This is a genomic window from Streptomyces albidicamelliae (genome assembly GCF_025642175.1).
In the GTDB taxonomy this organism is placed as follows: domain Bacteria; phylum Actinomycetota; class Actinomycetes; order Streptomycetales; family Streptomycetaceae; genus Streptomyces; species Streptomyces albidocamelliae.
Genome location: NZ_CP106795.1, coordinates 6,733,546 through 6,747,912 on the forward strand (window position 1 = coordinate 6,733,546; position 14,367 = coordinate 6,747,912).

Sequence of the window (14,367 nt, forward strand, 5' to 3'; positions counted from 1 at the left end):
GCCGGGTTCCATGGTCGTCGTGACGAGGATCCGACGTGAGGTACTGACCCTGCCCGCCGCGCGGTTGGGGGCCGACAACCCGCTGCCCCCGCTGCGCCCGCTCGACGAGGTCCACCGCATCGACGACCGTGACCGGGAGGAGATGCCCCGCGACATGGCCCGCCAGCTCGGCCTCGAACCCCTGGCCGGCCTGCTGCCGGTCCGTGTCCGCGACGGTTACGGCAGGACCCGCGAACCCCGCCGGGTCGAGGCGCTGGTCATCGAGAACGACCGGCTGCGCGCCACCGTCCTGCCGGGCCTCGGCGGCCGGATCGCCTCCCTGCTCCACCTGCCCACCGGACGCGAACTCCTCTACCGCAACCCGGTGTTCCAGCCCGCCAACTTCGCCCTCAACGGCGCCTGGTACTCCGGCGGCATCGAATGGAACATCGGCGCCACCGGCCACACCACTCTTTCCTGCGCCCCCCTGCACGCCGCCCGCGTCCCCGCCCCCGACGGCGGCGAGATGCTGCGCCTGTGGGAGTGGGAGCGGCTGCGCGACCTGCCCTTCCAGGTCGACCTGTGGCTGCCGGAGGGCTCCGACTTCCTCTACGTCGGCGCCCGGATCCGCAACCCCCACGAGCGGCCGGTGGCCACCTACTGGTGGTCCAACATCGCCGTCCCCGAGGACGTCAGGGTCCTCGCCCCCGCCGAGGAGGCCTGGTTCTTCGGCTACGAGCGCCGGCTGCGCCGCGTGCCCGTCCCGTCGTACGACGGTGTCGACCGCACCTACCCGGCGAACAGCCCGTACGCCGCCGACTACTTCTACGAGGTGCCGGACGGCCGCCGCCGCTGGATCGCCGCGCTGGACGCGGACGGGCACGGCCTGGTGCAGACCTCCACCGACGTACTGCGCGGCCGCAAGCTCTTCGTGTGGGGCGCCGGACCCGGCGGCCGGCGCTGGCAGCAGTGGCTGACCGAGCCCGGCACCGGCGGCTACTGCGAGATCCAGGCCGGACTCGCCCGCACCCAGCTGGAGCACGTCCGGCTGGAGGCGGAGAGCGAGGTGTCCTGGCTGGAGGCGTACGGGCCGCTCGGCGCCCCGCCCGGCGGGGAGTGGACCGAGGCCGTCCGGGAGGCGGAGGGGCGGCTCGCGTCGGCACTGCCCCGCACCCGGGTCGAGGAGGCGTACGCCGCCTGGAAGCCGTGCGCCGACACCGAACCCGCTCAGACCCTGGCCGTCGGCTCCGGCTGGGGCGCGCTCGAGGTACTGCGCGCCGACTGGAAACTGCCGGGCACCCCGTTCCCCGAGTCCACCCTCGGCGAGGCGCAGGCGCCCTGGCGGGAGCTGCTGCGCACCGGATCCCTGCCCGAGCCGCGCCGGGTGCGGCCGCCCGGTGAGACCCTGGTCGCGCCGCACTGGCGGGACATGCTGGAGACGGCCCCGGCGACCCCGCACACCGAGTACCACCTCGGCGTCGCCCAGTGGCACGCAGGCGACCGCGCCCAGGCGGTCCGCAGCTGGGAACGCGCCCTGCCGCTGGCGCCCTCCCTCTGGCCCCTGCTGCGCTGCCTGGCCGTCGCCGACCAGGAGGCCGGGCACCACGAGCGGGCCGCCGAGCGGTACGCGGACGCCTTCGACGACCTGTGCCGCGAGCGCCGCGACGACGGCGAGGTCTGGACGGCCGCCGTCGCCGCGCTCGGCCGCGAGGCCCTCGAGGCACTGCTCCGGGCCCGGCGCACGGCGCAGGCACGGGCCGTGTGGGACCGGCTGCTGCCCGCCGTACGGCAGCGCGGCCGGTTCCGGCTGCTCCACGCGGAACTGCTGCTGGCCGAGGGCAGCCGCGCGCGGGCCAGGGCCGTCTTCGACGAGGACTTCGAGGTCGCCGACCTCCGGGAGGGCGCGGACGTGATCGGCCGGCTGTGGGCCCGCCTCGGCGACGAGCCGCTGCCCGGCCGGTACGACTTCCGGATGCGGCCGGATCCGGTCTGACCGGGTCAGCCCCGCTGGTCGACGTACTCGAAGACCGATCCGTCGGGATGCATCGCGAGGAGGTTGCGGCCCGCGGGCGTCGGCACCGGCCCGGCGAGGACCCGGGCGCCGAGGTCGGTCAGCAGCCGGTGGGCCTCCTCCACGTCCTCGACCGCGATCGTCGCGGTCACCCGGCGCAGAATCTCCAGTTCCGCTTCCGGGCCGCTCATCAGCAGGAAGGAGCCGACGGCGGCGACCTGGACCCCGCCGCGGTCGAAGCGCTGCGCTCTGCCGCCCGCCAGACGCTCGTAGAACGGGATCGCGGTGTCGATGTCGTCGACGCAGATGCGCAGCGAGGCGCCCAGAATCTCCATGCGCCCGAGCCTAGTTGGGGCGGCGCCGGCGGCGCAGGGTCCTGGGCGTTACCCGCTGTTCCCACCGGGTAGACGCAGGACATGGACCGTTTGGATCACCTGGAACATCTGGACAAGCACCTTGTCGAAGAGCTGGCACAGGTGGCACGCGAGACGGTACGCGACGAACTGCGCGAGCAGAGCCGCAAGCAACGCCGCACCGCCATGCTCTACGCCGCCTCCGGTGCCACCGCTCTCTACGCGGGCGCCGCGGTGGCCCTGGCCGTCGGCCTGGCCCTCGCGATCGGCCTCCCCGGCTGGGCGGCCGCGCTGATCACCGCGGCGATCATGGGCGTGGCGGCCTTCCTGCTGCGCGGTGCCGCACGCCCGGGCCACGGGCAGCACCACGCGCCGCACGCGCCGCACCACGTGGTCGGAGGCACGCCGCCGCCCGGCCCGCCCAGCGGTCTCGGCATGCCCTATCCCCCGATGCCGACGGACCCCCCGCCCCCGCCCCCACGGACCCCGGCGGCCCCCACCACCGGGCCTGACGAACAGCACAGCACCGGAAGGCGAAGGGCCCCGGCCACCAGGAGTGGCCGGGGCCCTTCGCCCGAGGCCGGGCCGACCGGCCTCAGGGGCGCGGGGAACTGCGCGAAGGGCCACAGCGCACCGGCACCCGGAAACGCACCGGTACCGACCCGCCCCTCACTCGCCGAGCCGCGGCAGCACCTTCGTGCGGTAGAAGTCGAAGAACCCCCGCTGATCCGCCCCGATCTGGTTCACGTACACCCGGTCGAACCCGGCGTCCGCGTACGCCCGCAGCGCCGACACGTGCTGTTCGGCGTCGTCCCCGCAGACCACTTTCTCCCGCACCATGTCCTCGGTGACCAGCTCGTGCAGCTGCTCGAAGTGCCGCGGTGAGGGCAGCACCTGGCCCATCTCGCCGGGCAGCAGCTCGTTGTACCAGAGCCCGTGCACCGTACGGACGCAGGCGTCGCGGTCCGTGCCGTAGCAGACCTTCGTCCCGCCGCTGACCAGCTTGGCCCCGCCGCCGCCCTTGCGGTACTTGGTGACCATCTCCTCCTCCGGCATCATCGTGATGTAGCCGTCGCCCACCCGGGCGGCGAGCGAGGTGGCCTTCGGGCCGAAGCCGGAGATGTCGATCGGCACGGGTTCGTCGGGGACGGTGTAGAGGCGGGCGTTCTCCACCGTGTAGTGCTTCCCGTGGTGGTCGACCTCCTCGCCGGTGAACAGCCGGCGCATCACCTGGATCGACTCCTCCAGCATCTCCAGGCGCACGTGCAGCGGCGGCCAACGGTCGCCCAGGATGTGCTCGTTCAGCGCCTCGCCGGTGCCGACGCCGAGCCGGAAGCGGCCCTCGGTCATCACCGCGCTCGTCGCCGCCGCCTGCGCCACCACCGCCGGGTGCATCCGCACGGTCGGGCAGGTCACCGCCGTCTCGATGGGCAGCGACACCGCCTCGGACAGCGCGCCGATCACCGACCACACGAAGGGGCTCTGCCCCTGCGCGTCGTTCCACGGGTGGAAGTGGTCGGAGATCCACAGCGCCTGGAAGCCGGCCTGTTCGGCCATCCGGGCCTGCTCGACGAGACCGGCGGGGTCGTGTTCCTCGCTCGCCAGGAAATAGCCGTACTCGGGCATGGGGGCACCTCCGCGGGAGCATCGGCAGGGGGTCTTCGAACGGTCCCCGGCCGGGTAACCGGACGCGACCGGGCGAAACGCCGCCGCTGCCGGGCGCGCGGGGTCCCGCGGGACGGCGTTCGGGTGCTCCGACCCGCGTACGGGTGACCCGCCCGGCGTTTGGGTGCCCCGGCCCCGGTTACGCGGAAAACCTGGGACGAGCCACACTGCCGGAGGCGCACCGTGAGTCGACCTCGCGTCGTGATCGTCGGCGCCGGTTTCGCCGGGTACCGGGCTGCCCGCACCCTGGCCCGCCTGACCCGGAACCGGGCCGAGATCATCCTGCTGAACCCGACCGACTACTTCCTGTACCTGCCCCTGCTGCCCCAGGTCGCGTCCGGCGTCCTGGAGGCCCGCAGGGTCACCGTGTCGCTGCCCGGCACCCTGCGCGGGGTGCGGACGGTGCTCGGCGAGGCCGGCCGGGTCGACCTCGACGGGCAGACCGTCCACTACACCGATCCGGAGGGCGGCACGGGCACCCTCGGCTACGAGCGCCTGGTGCTCGCCGTCGGCAGCGTGAACAAACTGCTGCCCATCCCCGGGGTCGCCGAGCACGCGCACGGCTTCCGCGGCCTGCCCGAGGCGCTCTACCTGCGCGACCACGTCACCCGGCAGGTGGAACTGGCCGCGGCGGACGACGACCCCGCCACCAGCGCGGCCCGGTGCACCTTCGTCGTGGTCGGCGCCGGGTACACCGGCACCGAGGTGGCCGCCCACCTGAAGATGCTCACCGACCGGCTGGCCCGCCACAGCCCGCTGCCGGCCGGTGTGCGGCCGCGCTGGATCCTGCTGGACGTGGCGCCCCGGGTGCTGCCGGAGATGGACGAGCGGCTGTCCCGTACGGCCGACCGCGTGCTGCGCGCGCGGGGCGTGGACGTACGGATGGGGACGTCGGTGAAGGAGGCCACCCGGGACGGGGTGCTGCTGACGGACGGCGAGTTCGTCGCCTCCCGGACGCTGGTGTGGTGCGTGGGCGTACGGCCCGATCCCCTGGTGGAGGCCGTGGGGCAGCCGCTGGAGCGGGGCCGGCTGATCGTGGACCCGTATCTGCAGGTGCCGGGCCGCCCCGAGGTGTTCGCCTGCGGGGACGCGGCCGCCGTACCGGATCTGCAACGGCCCGGGCAGTTCACGTCGATGACGGCCCAGCACGCCTGGCGGCAGGGCCGGGTGGCGGGGGAGAACGTGGCCGCCTCGCTCGGCCTCGGCCGGCGGCGGCGCCCGTACCGCCACCGCGACCTCGGTTTCGCCGTCGACCTGGGCGGGATCCGGGCCGCCGCCAACCCCTTCGGCGTCCCGCTGTCCGGCGCGGCGGCCGGCGCGGTCACCCGCGGCTACCACCTGGCCTCGCTGCCCGGCAACCGCGTCCGGGTCGCCGCCGACTGGCTGCTGGACGCCGTACTGCCGCGCCAGGGCGTCCAGCTCGGGCTCGTACGGGCGTGGTCGGTTCCCCTCGACACGGCTTCACCCGAGCTGGCGCGGGTACCGGGCGGACCGGACCGCACGGGGGAGCGGACCGCGAAGGGCCCGGACTCCGGGGCGCCGCCGGCGTCCGGTACCGGGCCGGACGGCAAGGAGGCGACCTCATGACGAAGCAGCCGTACCGGCGGAGCACCGAGCCGGCGAAGAACCAGCCGGGCGGTGAGCCCGCGAGGAACCAGCCGGGCGGTGAGCCCGCGAGGAACCAGCCGGGCGGTGAGCCCGCGAGGAACCAGCCGGGCGGTGAGCCCGCGAGGAACCAGCCGGGCGGTGAACCGGCGAAGAACCAGCCGGGCGCGGAGCCCGCCGGGAACCGGCCGGAGCACACGGCGCCCGGCCATCCCGCCCCCGGCCCGGTCAGGCGGACCGATTCCCCCGGCCCCGTGGACCGCCCCCACCCCGACGACTCTGCGCAAGGAGACCGAGGAGACACATGAACACCGCCGAACTCGCCGAACTGGGACAGCAGTTGCGCGTCGACAGCGTACGTGCGGCCGCCGCCGCGGGGTCCGGGCATCCCACGTCCTCGATGTCCGCGGCCGACCTGATGGCGGTCCTGCTGGCGAACCATCTGCGCTACGACTTCGAGCGCCCCGAACACCCCGCCAACGACCGCTTCGTCCTGTCCAAGGGCCACGCCTCGCCGCTGCTGTACGCCGCCTACAAGGCCGCCGGCGCCGTCGAGGACGGCGAGATGCTGACCTTCCGCAAGCTGGGCAGCCGGCTGGAGGGCCACCCCACCCCGCGGCGCCTGCCCTGGGTGGAGACGGCCACCGGCTCCCTCGGCCAGGGCCTCCCGGTCGGCGTGGGCATCGCCCTCGCCGGAAAGCGGCTGGACCGCGTCGACTACCGGGTGTGGGTGCTGTGCGGCGACAGCGAACTGGCGGAGGGATCGGTCTGGGAGGCCGCCGAGCACGCCGGGCACGAGAACCTGGACAACCTGATCGCGATCGTCGACGTCAACCGGCTCGGGCAGCGCGGCCCCACCCGGCACGGCCACGACCTGGACGCCTACGCCCGCCGCTTCCAGGCCTTCGGCTGGCACACCGTCGAGATCGACGGGCACGACGTCGACAAGATCGACCGCGCGTACGGGGAGGCGCTGTCCACCACGGGACAGCCCACCGTGATCCTCGCCCGCACCCTCAAGGGCAAGGGCGTGGCGGCCGTCGAGGACCGCGAGGGACTGCACGGCAAGCCGCTGCCGGACGCCGAGGAGGCCATCGCCGAACTCGGCGGACCGCGCGACGTGCACGTCCGCGTCAGCGAGCCGCCGGCCGCCGCCGTGCTGCGCTCGGCCACCACCGACGTCCTCCAGCTCCCGCGCTACGACCAGGGGGACGAGGTCGCCACCCGCGACGCCTTCGGCGCGGCCCTCGCCGCGCTCGGCAGCGCCCGCGGCGACGTCGTCGCCCTGGACGGCGAGGTCGGCGACTCCACCCGGACCGAGGAGTTCGCCAAGGCCCACCCCGACCGGTTCTTCGAGTGCTACATCGCCGAGCAGCAGCTCGTCGCCGCGGCCGTCGGCATGGCCGCGCGGGGCTGGGTGCCGTTCGCCTCCACGTTCGCCGCGTTCCTCAGCCGTGCCTACGATTTCGTGCGGATGGCCTCCATCAGCGGCTCCGGTCTCAACCTGGTCGGCTCGCACGCCGGTGTCTCCATCGGGCAGGACGGGCCCTCGCAGATGGGCCTCGAGGACCTGGCGATGTTCCGTGCCGTGTACGGCTCGACCGTGCTGTACCCGTGCGACGCCAACCAGACCGCCAGGCTGGTCGGGGCGATGGCCGGCCTGGACGGCGTCCGCTACCTGCGCACCTCCCGGGGCAAGAGCCCGGTCGTCTACGGTCCCGACGAGGAGTTCCCGGTCGGCGGCAGCAAGACGCTGCGCTCCTCGGAGGACGACCGGCTGACCGTCGTCGCGGCCGGGGTCACCGTGCCCGAGGCGCTGGCCGCCGCCGACCGGCTGGCCGAGGACGGCATCCGGGTGCGGGTCGTCGACCTGTACTCCGTGAAGCCCGTGGACGAGGAGACCCTGCGCCGGGCCGCGCAGGAGACCGGCTGCCTGCTCACCGTCGAGGACCACCACCCCGAGGGCGGGCTCGGTGACGCCGTGGCGGAGGCGTTCGCCGACGGCGGGCCCGTACCCCGGCTGGTCCGGCTCGCGGTGCGCGTGATGCCGGGATCGGCCGCCCCCGACGAGCAGTTGCACGCGGCCGGCATCGACGCCGCCGGTATCGCGGCGGCCGCGAAGCTGCTGGTGGAGGAGGCGGTCGTGCGATGAGCCCCGGCGACGCCAGGACCGTCCGGGCGGGCCGCCGCACGGTACGGATCCAGCGGCCCGGCAAGGTGCTCTTCCCGGGCGGTGCGGGCGTCGCGGAGTACACCAAGGGAGACCTCGCCGACTACTACCGGGCCGTCGCGCCCTGGCTGCTGCCGCACGTCCGGGGCCGTCCGCTGATGCTGGAGAGGCATCCGGACGGCGTCGACGGGCCCCGGTTCATGCAGAAGAACACGCCGGACCACTACCCGGACTGGATCGGGCGGGCCGAGGTCGCCAAGGAGGGCGGCACGGTGACGCACGTCGTCTGCGACGACACGGCCACCCTGCTGTTCCTGGCCGACCAGGCGTGTCTGACCCTGCACCGCTGGCTCTCGCGCACCGACCGCGCGGGCGGGCTCGACCACCCGGACCGGCTGGTGTTCGACCTCGACCCGCCCGGTGACGACTTCGCGGCGGTGCGGCAGGCCGCCGGATGGCTGCGCGAGCTGCTGGACGAGCTGGGGCTGCCCGCCGCGCCGATGACCACCGGATCGCGCGGGCTGCACCTGGTCACCCCGCTGGACGGCCGCCAGGACTTCGACGAGGTCCGGCGGTTCGCCCACGAGGTGGCCGAGGTCGCCGAGTCCCGGCATCCCGACCGGCTCACCACCGCGGCCCGCAAGAGCGACCGCGGCGGCCGGCTGTACCTCGACGTGCAGCGCAACGGCTACGCCCAGACCGCCGTCGCCCCCTACACGGTGCGCGCCCTGCCGGGCGCGCCCGTCGCGGTGCCCCTAGCCTGGGAACAGGTGGACGAACCGGGCACGAATGCCCGCCACTGGACGATCGCCGACGCCGTGGACCAGGCGCGTACGGAACCCTGGGCCGCACTGCCGGTCCGCGGGCGGTCCCTGAACACCGCGCGAAGCCGTTTGGCGACGCTGCGTGGTGACGCGGACATCCATTCCGACCAGGCATGACGGCCCGTTCGCGGTATGCCTTCCGCGCTTGAGGTTTGGCCATGGATGTGGCGGCCACACGCAGGGAGAGGTGGCCATGTCGAACACAAAGAGCACATCCCGATCACAGGGTTCACGGGAGCCCCAAGACTCCCGGGACGTGGAAGAGACGGAAGAGACGGAAGAGGCGGAAGAGACGGAAGCGGAAGAGCCGCAGGGCAGCACGGACAGGCGCGCGGCGGGCGGCAACCGGCGTCCGCCCCTCATGGAGGTGCTGCGCGAGGCGCGTGCCCAGCTCGCCGAACTCACCGGTCTGGTACCGGAGTCGGTGTCCTCGTTCGAGCAGACCGAGGAAGGGTGGTCGCTGGAGGTCGAGGTCCTCGAACTCGAGCGGGTGCCCGACACCATGAGTCTGCTGGCGACTTACCAGGTCGAGCTCGACCCGGAGGGCCAGCTCACCGGCTACCGGCGCGTCCGCCGCTACGAACGCGGAAGGGCCGACGCGCGCGGCCGTTAGGCCGCCGCCCGCGACCCCACTCACGAAGAAACCGACTACGTACGAGGAGGAATGTCCGGCATGACTGTTGTTCCGGCACAGCAGACCGGAGGCGGAGGCGGCAGCAGTGGCCTCTACGACGTACTTGAGCTGGTCCTGGACCGGGGGCTCGTCATCGATGCGTTCGTGCGTGTCTCCCTGGTCGGCATCGAGATCCTGAAGATCGACGTCCGGGTCGTCGTGGCCAGCGTGGACACCTATCTGCGCTTCGCCGAGGCGTGCAACCGCCTCGACCTGGAATCCGGGCCCAAGAAGAGCCCCGGCCTGCCCGAGATCGTCGGCGAGGTCACCGAGTCCGGCGCCCGCGGCAAGTCCAAGGGAGCCCTCTCCGGCGCCGCGCAGACGATATCCGACGCCTTCAGCCAGGCCCGCGAGGGCGAGTCGGAGTCGGAGTCCGAGTCCCGGCCGCGCGCCCGCAAGGCTCCGGCGCGCCGTCGTAAGGAGGAGCAGGAGTGAGCACGTACGTCTACGGGATCACCGCGAGTTCGCACCCGGAACTGCCCGAGGGCATGACCGGTGTGGGCGAACCGGCCCGCCCGGTCCGGATCCTCTCGGCCGGCCCCCTCGCCGCCGTGGTCAGCGACGCCCCGGAGGACCTGCGGCCCAAGCGCAGGGACCTGCTCGCCCACCAGAACGTACTCGCCGAGACCGGCGCGGCCGGCTGCATCCTGCCGATGCGCTTCGGGAGCGTCGCCGACGACGACGACTCCGTCACGCAGGTGCTCACCGAGCGCTCGGAGCACTACCAGGAACGGCTGCGCGAACTCGACGGCAAGGTCGAGTACAACGTCAAGGCCACGCACGTCGAAGAGGCCGTGCTGCACCTGGTGATGGCCGAGAACGCGGAGGTGCGTTCGCTCGCCGAGGCCAACCGCAAGTCCGGTGGCGGCAGTTACGACGACAAGATCCGCCTCGGTGAGATGGTCGCGGCCGCCGTGAAGGCCCGGGAGGCCCAGGACGCGAGCGAGGTGCAGAGCGCGCTGACGCCGACCGCCGCCGCGGTCAGCGTGGGCCCCGAGTCCACCGGCTGGCTGGTCAACGTGTCGTTCCTGGTCGCCCGCGACACGGCCGAGCGCTTCCTGGCCGCCGTCGAACAGGTCCGCGGCAGCCACACCCACCTCGACCTTCGGGTCAACGGTCCGCTGCCGCCGTACAGCTTCGTCGAGCCCGGCCCCGCCGAGCCCGCCGGCAGCACGGCCGGCGCGGACGCCGGCGCGCAGTAGCGCACCGGCCCGAGCGGAAGGAGAACACCGTGGGACTGATCGGCGAAGTACTGCTGCTGCCGTTCGCGCCCGTGCGCGGCAGTGCGTGGGCCATCAGGCAGGTGCTCCGCGAGGCGGAACGGATCTACTACGACCCCGCCACCGTACGGGCCGAACTCGCCCGCCTCGAGGAGCAGTTGGAGGCGGGCGAGATCACCGAGGAGGAGTTCGACCGGCGCGAGGACGAACTGCTCGACCGGCTGGAGACCGCGCTGAGCTCCGGCACCACCACAGGCAACGGGACGTGACATGAACCGAACGGCACTGGGCCTCGCCGTAGGGGCCGGATATTTCCTGGGACGCACGAAGAAACTCAAAATGGCGCTCGCGGTGGGTTCCCTGGTGGCCGGGAAGAAGCTGAACCTCGGTCCGCGGGGGATCGCGGACCTGGTGAACCAGCAGCTGCAGAACAACCCGCAGTTCAAGGAGATAGGGGACCAGCTCCGCCAGGACCTGCGAGGCGTCGGCAAGGCGGCCGGCGGGGCGATGGTCGAGCGGCAGATGGGTTCGCTCGCCGACCGGCTGCACGGCCGGACCGCGTCGATGCGCGACCAGCTTTCCGGGGTGGCACCGACCGGTTCCGACGATCAGGACGACGAGGACGCCTACGACGACTCCGCGGAGGAGTCGGGCGGACGCGACGACGACGAGCGCGGCGACGACGAGCGCGGCGACGGCGAGCGCGAGGCACGCGGCGAGCGGTCGGAGGACCGGCCCGCGGCGAAGCGGCCCGCCAAGAAGGCCGCGGCCAAGAAGGCCCCGGCGAAGAAGGCGGCCCCCGCCAAGAAGGCGGCGGCCAAGAAGGCCGACGGGGCGCGCAGGACGGCGGCGAAGAAGACGGCCGGCACCGGTGGCGCCGCCCGGCGCGCCACGTCCCGGCAGGCGAAGGGCGGTGATGACGGATGACCGAGACCCTCGGATCAGCGGCCTCCAAGGCCGGCGGCGCCGCGGGCAAGGCCAATCCGCTCGCGGACCTCGCGCACAGCGAGGCCGCCGACCGGCTGAAGGCGGAGGCCCAGGACTTCCTGGCCGCGCAGGCTCAGAAGATGCTCGTCGGCCTCGGCCGCAAGCTCGGCGAGACCACCCTCAAGCTCAACGACATAGCCGACGGCAAGAGCCCCGGCTTTGCCAAACTCGCTCTCGAAGGCGGACGCAAGATCGCCGAGGGCAAGGGCCCGCTGCGCTCCGCGCTGGAGCTCGGCGCCTCCCACGCCAAGGAGAACGTGATGGGCGCGCTGAAGAACCTCGGGGGAGGCAAGGGCAGGAAGAAGGGCGGCGGCGGCAACAAGCCCACCGTCATCCTGGAGTCCATCGACGTCGGCGTCCCGGCGCGCACCGCGTACGACCAGTGGACGCAATACCAGGACTTCTCCAACTTCACCAAGGGAGTCAAGAGCGCCAGCCGCGCCAGTGACACCGACTCCGACTGGCAGGCGAAGATCTTCTGGTCCAGCCGCAGCTGGAAGGCCCACACCACCGAGCAGATCCCGGACTACCGCATCCAGTGGACCTCCGAGGGCGCGAAGGGCACCGTCAAGGGTGTCGTCACCTTCCACCCGCTGGGGGAGAACCTCACCCGGGTGCTGCTGGTTCTGGAGTACTACCCGAGCGGTTTGTTCGAGAAGACGGGCAACATCTGGCGCGCCCAGGGCCGACGGGCCAGGCTGGACCTGAAGCACTTCGCCCGCCACATCTCCCTCAAGGGTGAGGCGGAGGACGGCTGGCGCGGCGAGATCCGCGACGGTGAGGTCGTCAAGACCCACGAGGACGCCGTGGCCGAGGAGGAGGAGCAGGAACAGCAGGGCAAGGCGGACGAGGAGGGCGAGGAGCCCGAAGGGTCCGCCGGATCCGAGGAATCCGAGGAGTCCGAGGAGGAGGGCCAGGAGCCCGAAGGGTCCGAGGAGCCCGAGGAGTCCGAGGAGGAGGGCGAGGAGCCCTACGAGGACGAGGCGGACGAGTACGAGGACGAGGAGGAAGAGGGCGAGGAGCCCTACGAGGACGGAGAAGAGGGCGAGGAAGAGAGCAAGGAAGAGGGCGAGGAGCCCGAGGAGTACGAGGACGAGGCTGAGGAGTACGAGGACGAGGAGCCCGAGTACGCCGAGCGCGGGAGCCGTCGATGACGACGGCCAGCCGGTTCCCCGAGCCCTACGGTGGTCAGGGCTCGGGGGCCAACCTCGCCGACATCCTGGAGCGCGTGCTCGACAAGGGTGTCGTCATCGCGGGTGACATCCGGATCAATCTCCTCGACATCGAGCTGCTCACCGTCAAACTGAGGCTCATCGTCGCCTCGGTCGACAAGGCCAAGGAGATGGGGATCGACTGGTGGGAGACCGATCCGGCGCTCTCCTCCCGGGCCCGCCGGGACGAGCTGGCACGGGAGAACGCCGAGCTGCGCGAGCGGCTGGCCCGGCTCGAGGAGCTGAGCCTCGAACCCGGCTCGGCGGAGCGGACCGGACGCACGCCGAAGAGGGAGGCACCATGACCGGACTGCGGTACGTGTACGCCGTCTGCCGCCCCTTCGAGCTGCCCCTGCAGTCCCAGCTCACCGGCATCGGGGGCGCCCCGCCCGCGGTGGTGCACCACCACGGCCTGGTGGCGGTCGTCAGCACCGTCTCGGAGGCCGACTTCTCCGAGGAGGCCCTGAAGGCCCACCTGGAGGACCTGGACTGGCTGGCCGCGACCGCCCGCGCCCATCAGGGGGTGATCGACGCGCTCACCACGGTCACCACGCCGCTGCCGATGCGGCTCGCGACCGTCTTCCGGGACGACAGCGGGCTCCGCACGATGATCGAGGCCCGCGAGGACGACTTCCGGCGCATCCTCGACCGGCTGGCCGGCCGGGTCGAGTGGGGCGTCAAGGTGTACCTGGAGCCCGAGCCGGCGGAACCCGAGCCCGCCGCGCCGGAGAAGCCCGCGAGCGGCCGGGACTATCTGCGCCGGCGGCGCGCGAGCAGTCACGCGCACGAGGAGAAGTGGCAGCGGGCCGAGGCCTTCGCCCACTCCCTGCACGAGAGGCTGCGCGGGCACGCCGAGGACTTCCGGCTGCACGCCCCGCAGAACGCCGCGCTGTCCACGGCCCCGGGGCGGAACGTGCTCAACGCGGCCTACCTGGTGCCCCGGGCGCATTCCGAGGAATTCGTCGAGATGGTCGACCGTACGAAGGACGAGGCCCCCGGGATCCGGGTGGAACTCACCGGGCCGTGGGCCGCCTACTCGTTCTCCGGGGAGGCCGCCGGAGAGACGGGCGGCGAGACGGTCGGGGAGCCGGCGGGGAAGGCCGCGGAGCCGACGGGGGAGACAGCGGGGGATGCGTCGTGACCGTCGTCGAACGGCGTGAGATCGCCCTCGTGGACCTCCTCGACCGGCTGCTGGCCGGCGGGGTCGTCATCACCGGCGACCTCACCCTGCGCATCGCGGACGTCGACCTGGTGCGCATCGACCTGAACGCCCTGATCAGCTCGGTGAACGAGAACGTCCCCTCGCCCTTCGAGGAGCTCGCATGACCGCCGGCAAGAGCCGGGCCCGGCTCGACCTCGAACCCGACACGGTCGAGCGCGACCTGGTGAAACTCGTCCTCACCGTGGTGGAGCTGCTGCGCCAGCTGATGGAACGGCAGGCGGTGCGCCGCTTCGACACCGGGGAGCTGACCGAGGAGCAGGAGGAGCGCATCGGGCTCACCCTGATGCTGCTGGAGGACCGGATGGCCGAGCTGCGGGACCGGTACGGCCTGCGGCCCGAGGACCTGAATCTGGACCTCGGGCCGCTCGGCCCCCTGCTTCCCCGCGAGTGACCCGGACTCTCCCGCCTGTGACCCGCACTTCTCCGCGAACGCCCCCGGCTGTCCCG

General features: G+C 72.9%; 16 protein-coding genes and 1 pseudogene. 15 read left to right on the forward strand and 2 right to left on the reverse strand.

The window, feature by feature from the left end:
• Nucleotides 1-10 precede the first annotated feature (10 nt).
• The gene (locus N8I86_RS30425) at nt 11-1,972 is read left to right on the forward strand and encodes a DUF5107 domain-containing protein (RefSeq protein ID WP_263279185.1); all 1,962 of its coding nucleotides are present in this window, start codon (nt 11-13) and stop codon (nt 1,970-1,972) included.
• A gap of 5 nt (nt 1,973-1,977) precedes the next feature.
• On the opposite strand, the gene N8I86_RS30430 is transcribed toward N8I86_RS30425, so the two are convergent.
• Nucleotides 1,978-2,325 carry a VOC family protein gene (locus N8I86_RS30430; protein ID WP_073891791.1) on the reverse strand — a complete coding sequence of 116 codons (348 nt, stop codon included), beginning with the start codon at nt 2,323-2,325 and terminating at the stop codon, nt 1,978-1,980.
• Nucleotides 2,326-2,406: 81 nt separating this feature from the next.
• Here N8I86_RS30430 and N8I86_RS39460 point away from each other — a divergent pair.
• Nucleotides 2,407-2,616: pseudogene (locus tag N8I86_RS39460) on the forward strand (phage holin family protein); the annotation flags it as partial.
• A gap of 396 nt (nt 2,617-3,012) precedes the next feature.
• On the opposite strand, the gene N8I86_RS30440 reads toward N8I86_RS39460, so the two are convergent.
• Complete coding sequence (locus N8I86_RS30440; protein WP_073891786.1) at nt 3,013-3,969, reverse strand: LLM class F420-dependent oxidoreductase; 957 nt, start codon at nt 3,967-3,969, stop codon at nt 3,013-3,015.
• A gap of 222 nt (nt 3,970-4,191) precedes the next feature.
• On the opposite strand from N8I86_RS30440, the gene N8I86_RS30445 reads away from it, so the two are divergent.
• The 13 genes from N8I86_RS30445 to N8I86_RS30505 all read left to right on the forward strand — a co-directional run bounded on the left by N8I86_RS30445 (nt 4,192) and on the right by N8I86_RS30505 (nt 14,311).
• Entirely contained in the window at nt 4,192-5,595 is a 1,404-nt protein-coding gene (locus N8I86_RS30445; RefSeq protein ID WP_185091650.1) for an NAD(P)/FAD-dependent oxidoreductase, read from the forward strand.
• Between the two features lie 322 nt (nt 5,596-5,917).
• Nucleotides 5,918-7,765, forward strand: coding sequence for a transketolase (locus tag N8I86_RS30450; protein WP_263279186.1), 1,848 nt, complete (start codon nt 5,918-5,920; stop codon nt 7,763-7,765).
• Entirely contained in the window at nt 7,762-8,724 is a 963-nt protein-coding gene (gene ligD / locus N8I86_RS30455) for a non-homologous end-joining DNA ligase (protein ID WP_263279187.1), read from the forward strand. Before N8I86_RS30450 ends, ligD begins: the two co-directional genes overlap by 4 nt.
• Before the next feature lie 76 nt (nt 8,725-8,800).
• Nucleotides 8,801-9,220, forward strand: coding sequence for a gas vesicle protein GvpO (locus tag N8I86_RS30460; protein WP_073891780.1), 420 nt, complete (start codon nt 8,801-8,803; stop codon nt 9,218-9,220).
• 60 nt (nt 9,221-9,280) lie between these two features.
• Complete coding sequence (locus N8I86_RS30465; RefSeq protein WP_073892207.1) at nt 9,281-9,715, forward strand: gas vesicle structural protein GvpA; 435 nt, start codon at nt 9,281-9,283, stop codon at nt 9,713-9,715.
• Nucleotides 9,712-10,482, forward strand: a complete 771-nt coding sequence (locus N8I86_RS30470; RefSeq protein WP_073891778.1) for a GvpL/GvpF family gas vesicle protein — start codon at nt 9,712-9,714, stop codon at nt 10,480-10,482. The genes N8I86_RS30465 and N8I86_RS30470 overlap by 4 nt, the downstream gene beginning before the upstream one ends.
• A 29-nt stretch (nt 10,483-10,511) precedes the next feature.
• Nucleotides 10,512-10,769, forward strand: coding sequence for a gas vesicle protein GvpG (locus N8I86_RS30475; protein ID WP_073891776.1), 258 nt, complete (start codon nt 10,512-10,514; stop codon nt 10,767-10,769).
• Between the two features lies 1 nt (nt 10,770).
• Entirely contained in the window at nt 10,771-11,427 is a 657-nt protein-coding gene (locus tag N8I86_RS30480; RefSeq protein ID WP_263279188.1) for a DNA primase, read from the forward strand.
• Entirely contained in the window at nt 11,424-12,641 is a 1,218-nt protein-coding gene (locus N8I86_RS30485; RefSeq protein WP_073891772.1) for an SRPBCC family protein, read from the forward strand. The genes N8I86_RS30480 and N8I86_RS30485 overlap by 4 nt, the downstream gene beginning before the upstream one ends.
• Nucleotides 12,638-13,003 (forward strand): gas vesicle protein, encoded by a 366-nt coding sequence (locus tag N8I86_RS30490; RefSeq protein WP_073891770.1) that lies wholly within the window; start codon nt 12,638-12,640, stop codon nt 13,001-13,003. Before N8I86_RS30485 ends, N8I86_RS30490 begins: the two co-directional genes overlap by 4 nt.
• Nucleotides 13,000-13,839: a GvpL/GvpF family gas vesicle protein gene (locus N8I86_RS30495; protein WP_073891768.1), complete on the forward strand. Its 840-nt coding sequence runs from the start codon at nt 13,000-13,002 to the stop codon at nt 13,837-13,839. Before N8I86_RS30490 ends, N8I86_RS30495 begins: the two co-directional genes overlap by 4 nt.
• Complete coding sequence (locus N8I86_RS30500; RefSeq protein WP_073891766.1) at nt 13,836-14,024, forward strand: gas vesicle protein; 189 nt, start codon at nt 13,836-13,838, stop codon at nt 14,022-14,024. The genes N8I86_RS30495 and N8I86_RS30500 overlap by 4 nt, the downstream gene beginning before the upstream one ends.
• Nucleotides 14,021-14,311: a gas vesicle protein K gene (locus N8I86_RS30505; protein WP_073891764.1), complete on the forward strand. Its 291-nt coding sequence runs from the start codon at nt 14,021-14,023 to the stop codon at nt 14,309-14,311. The genes N8I86_RS30500 and N8I86_RS30505 overlap by 4 nt, the downstream gene beginning before the upstream one ends.
• Nucleotides 14,312-14,367 lie beyond the last annotated feature (56 nt).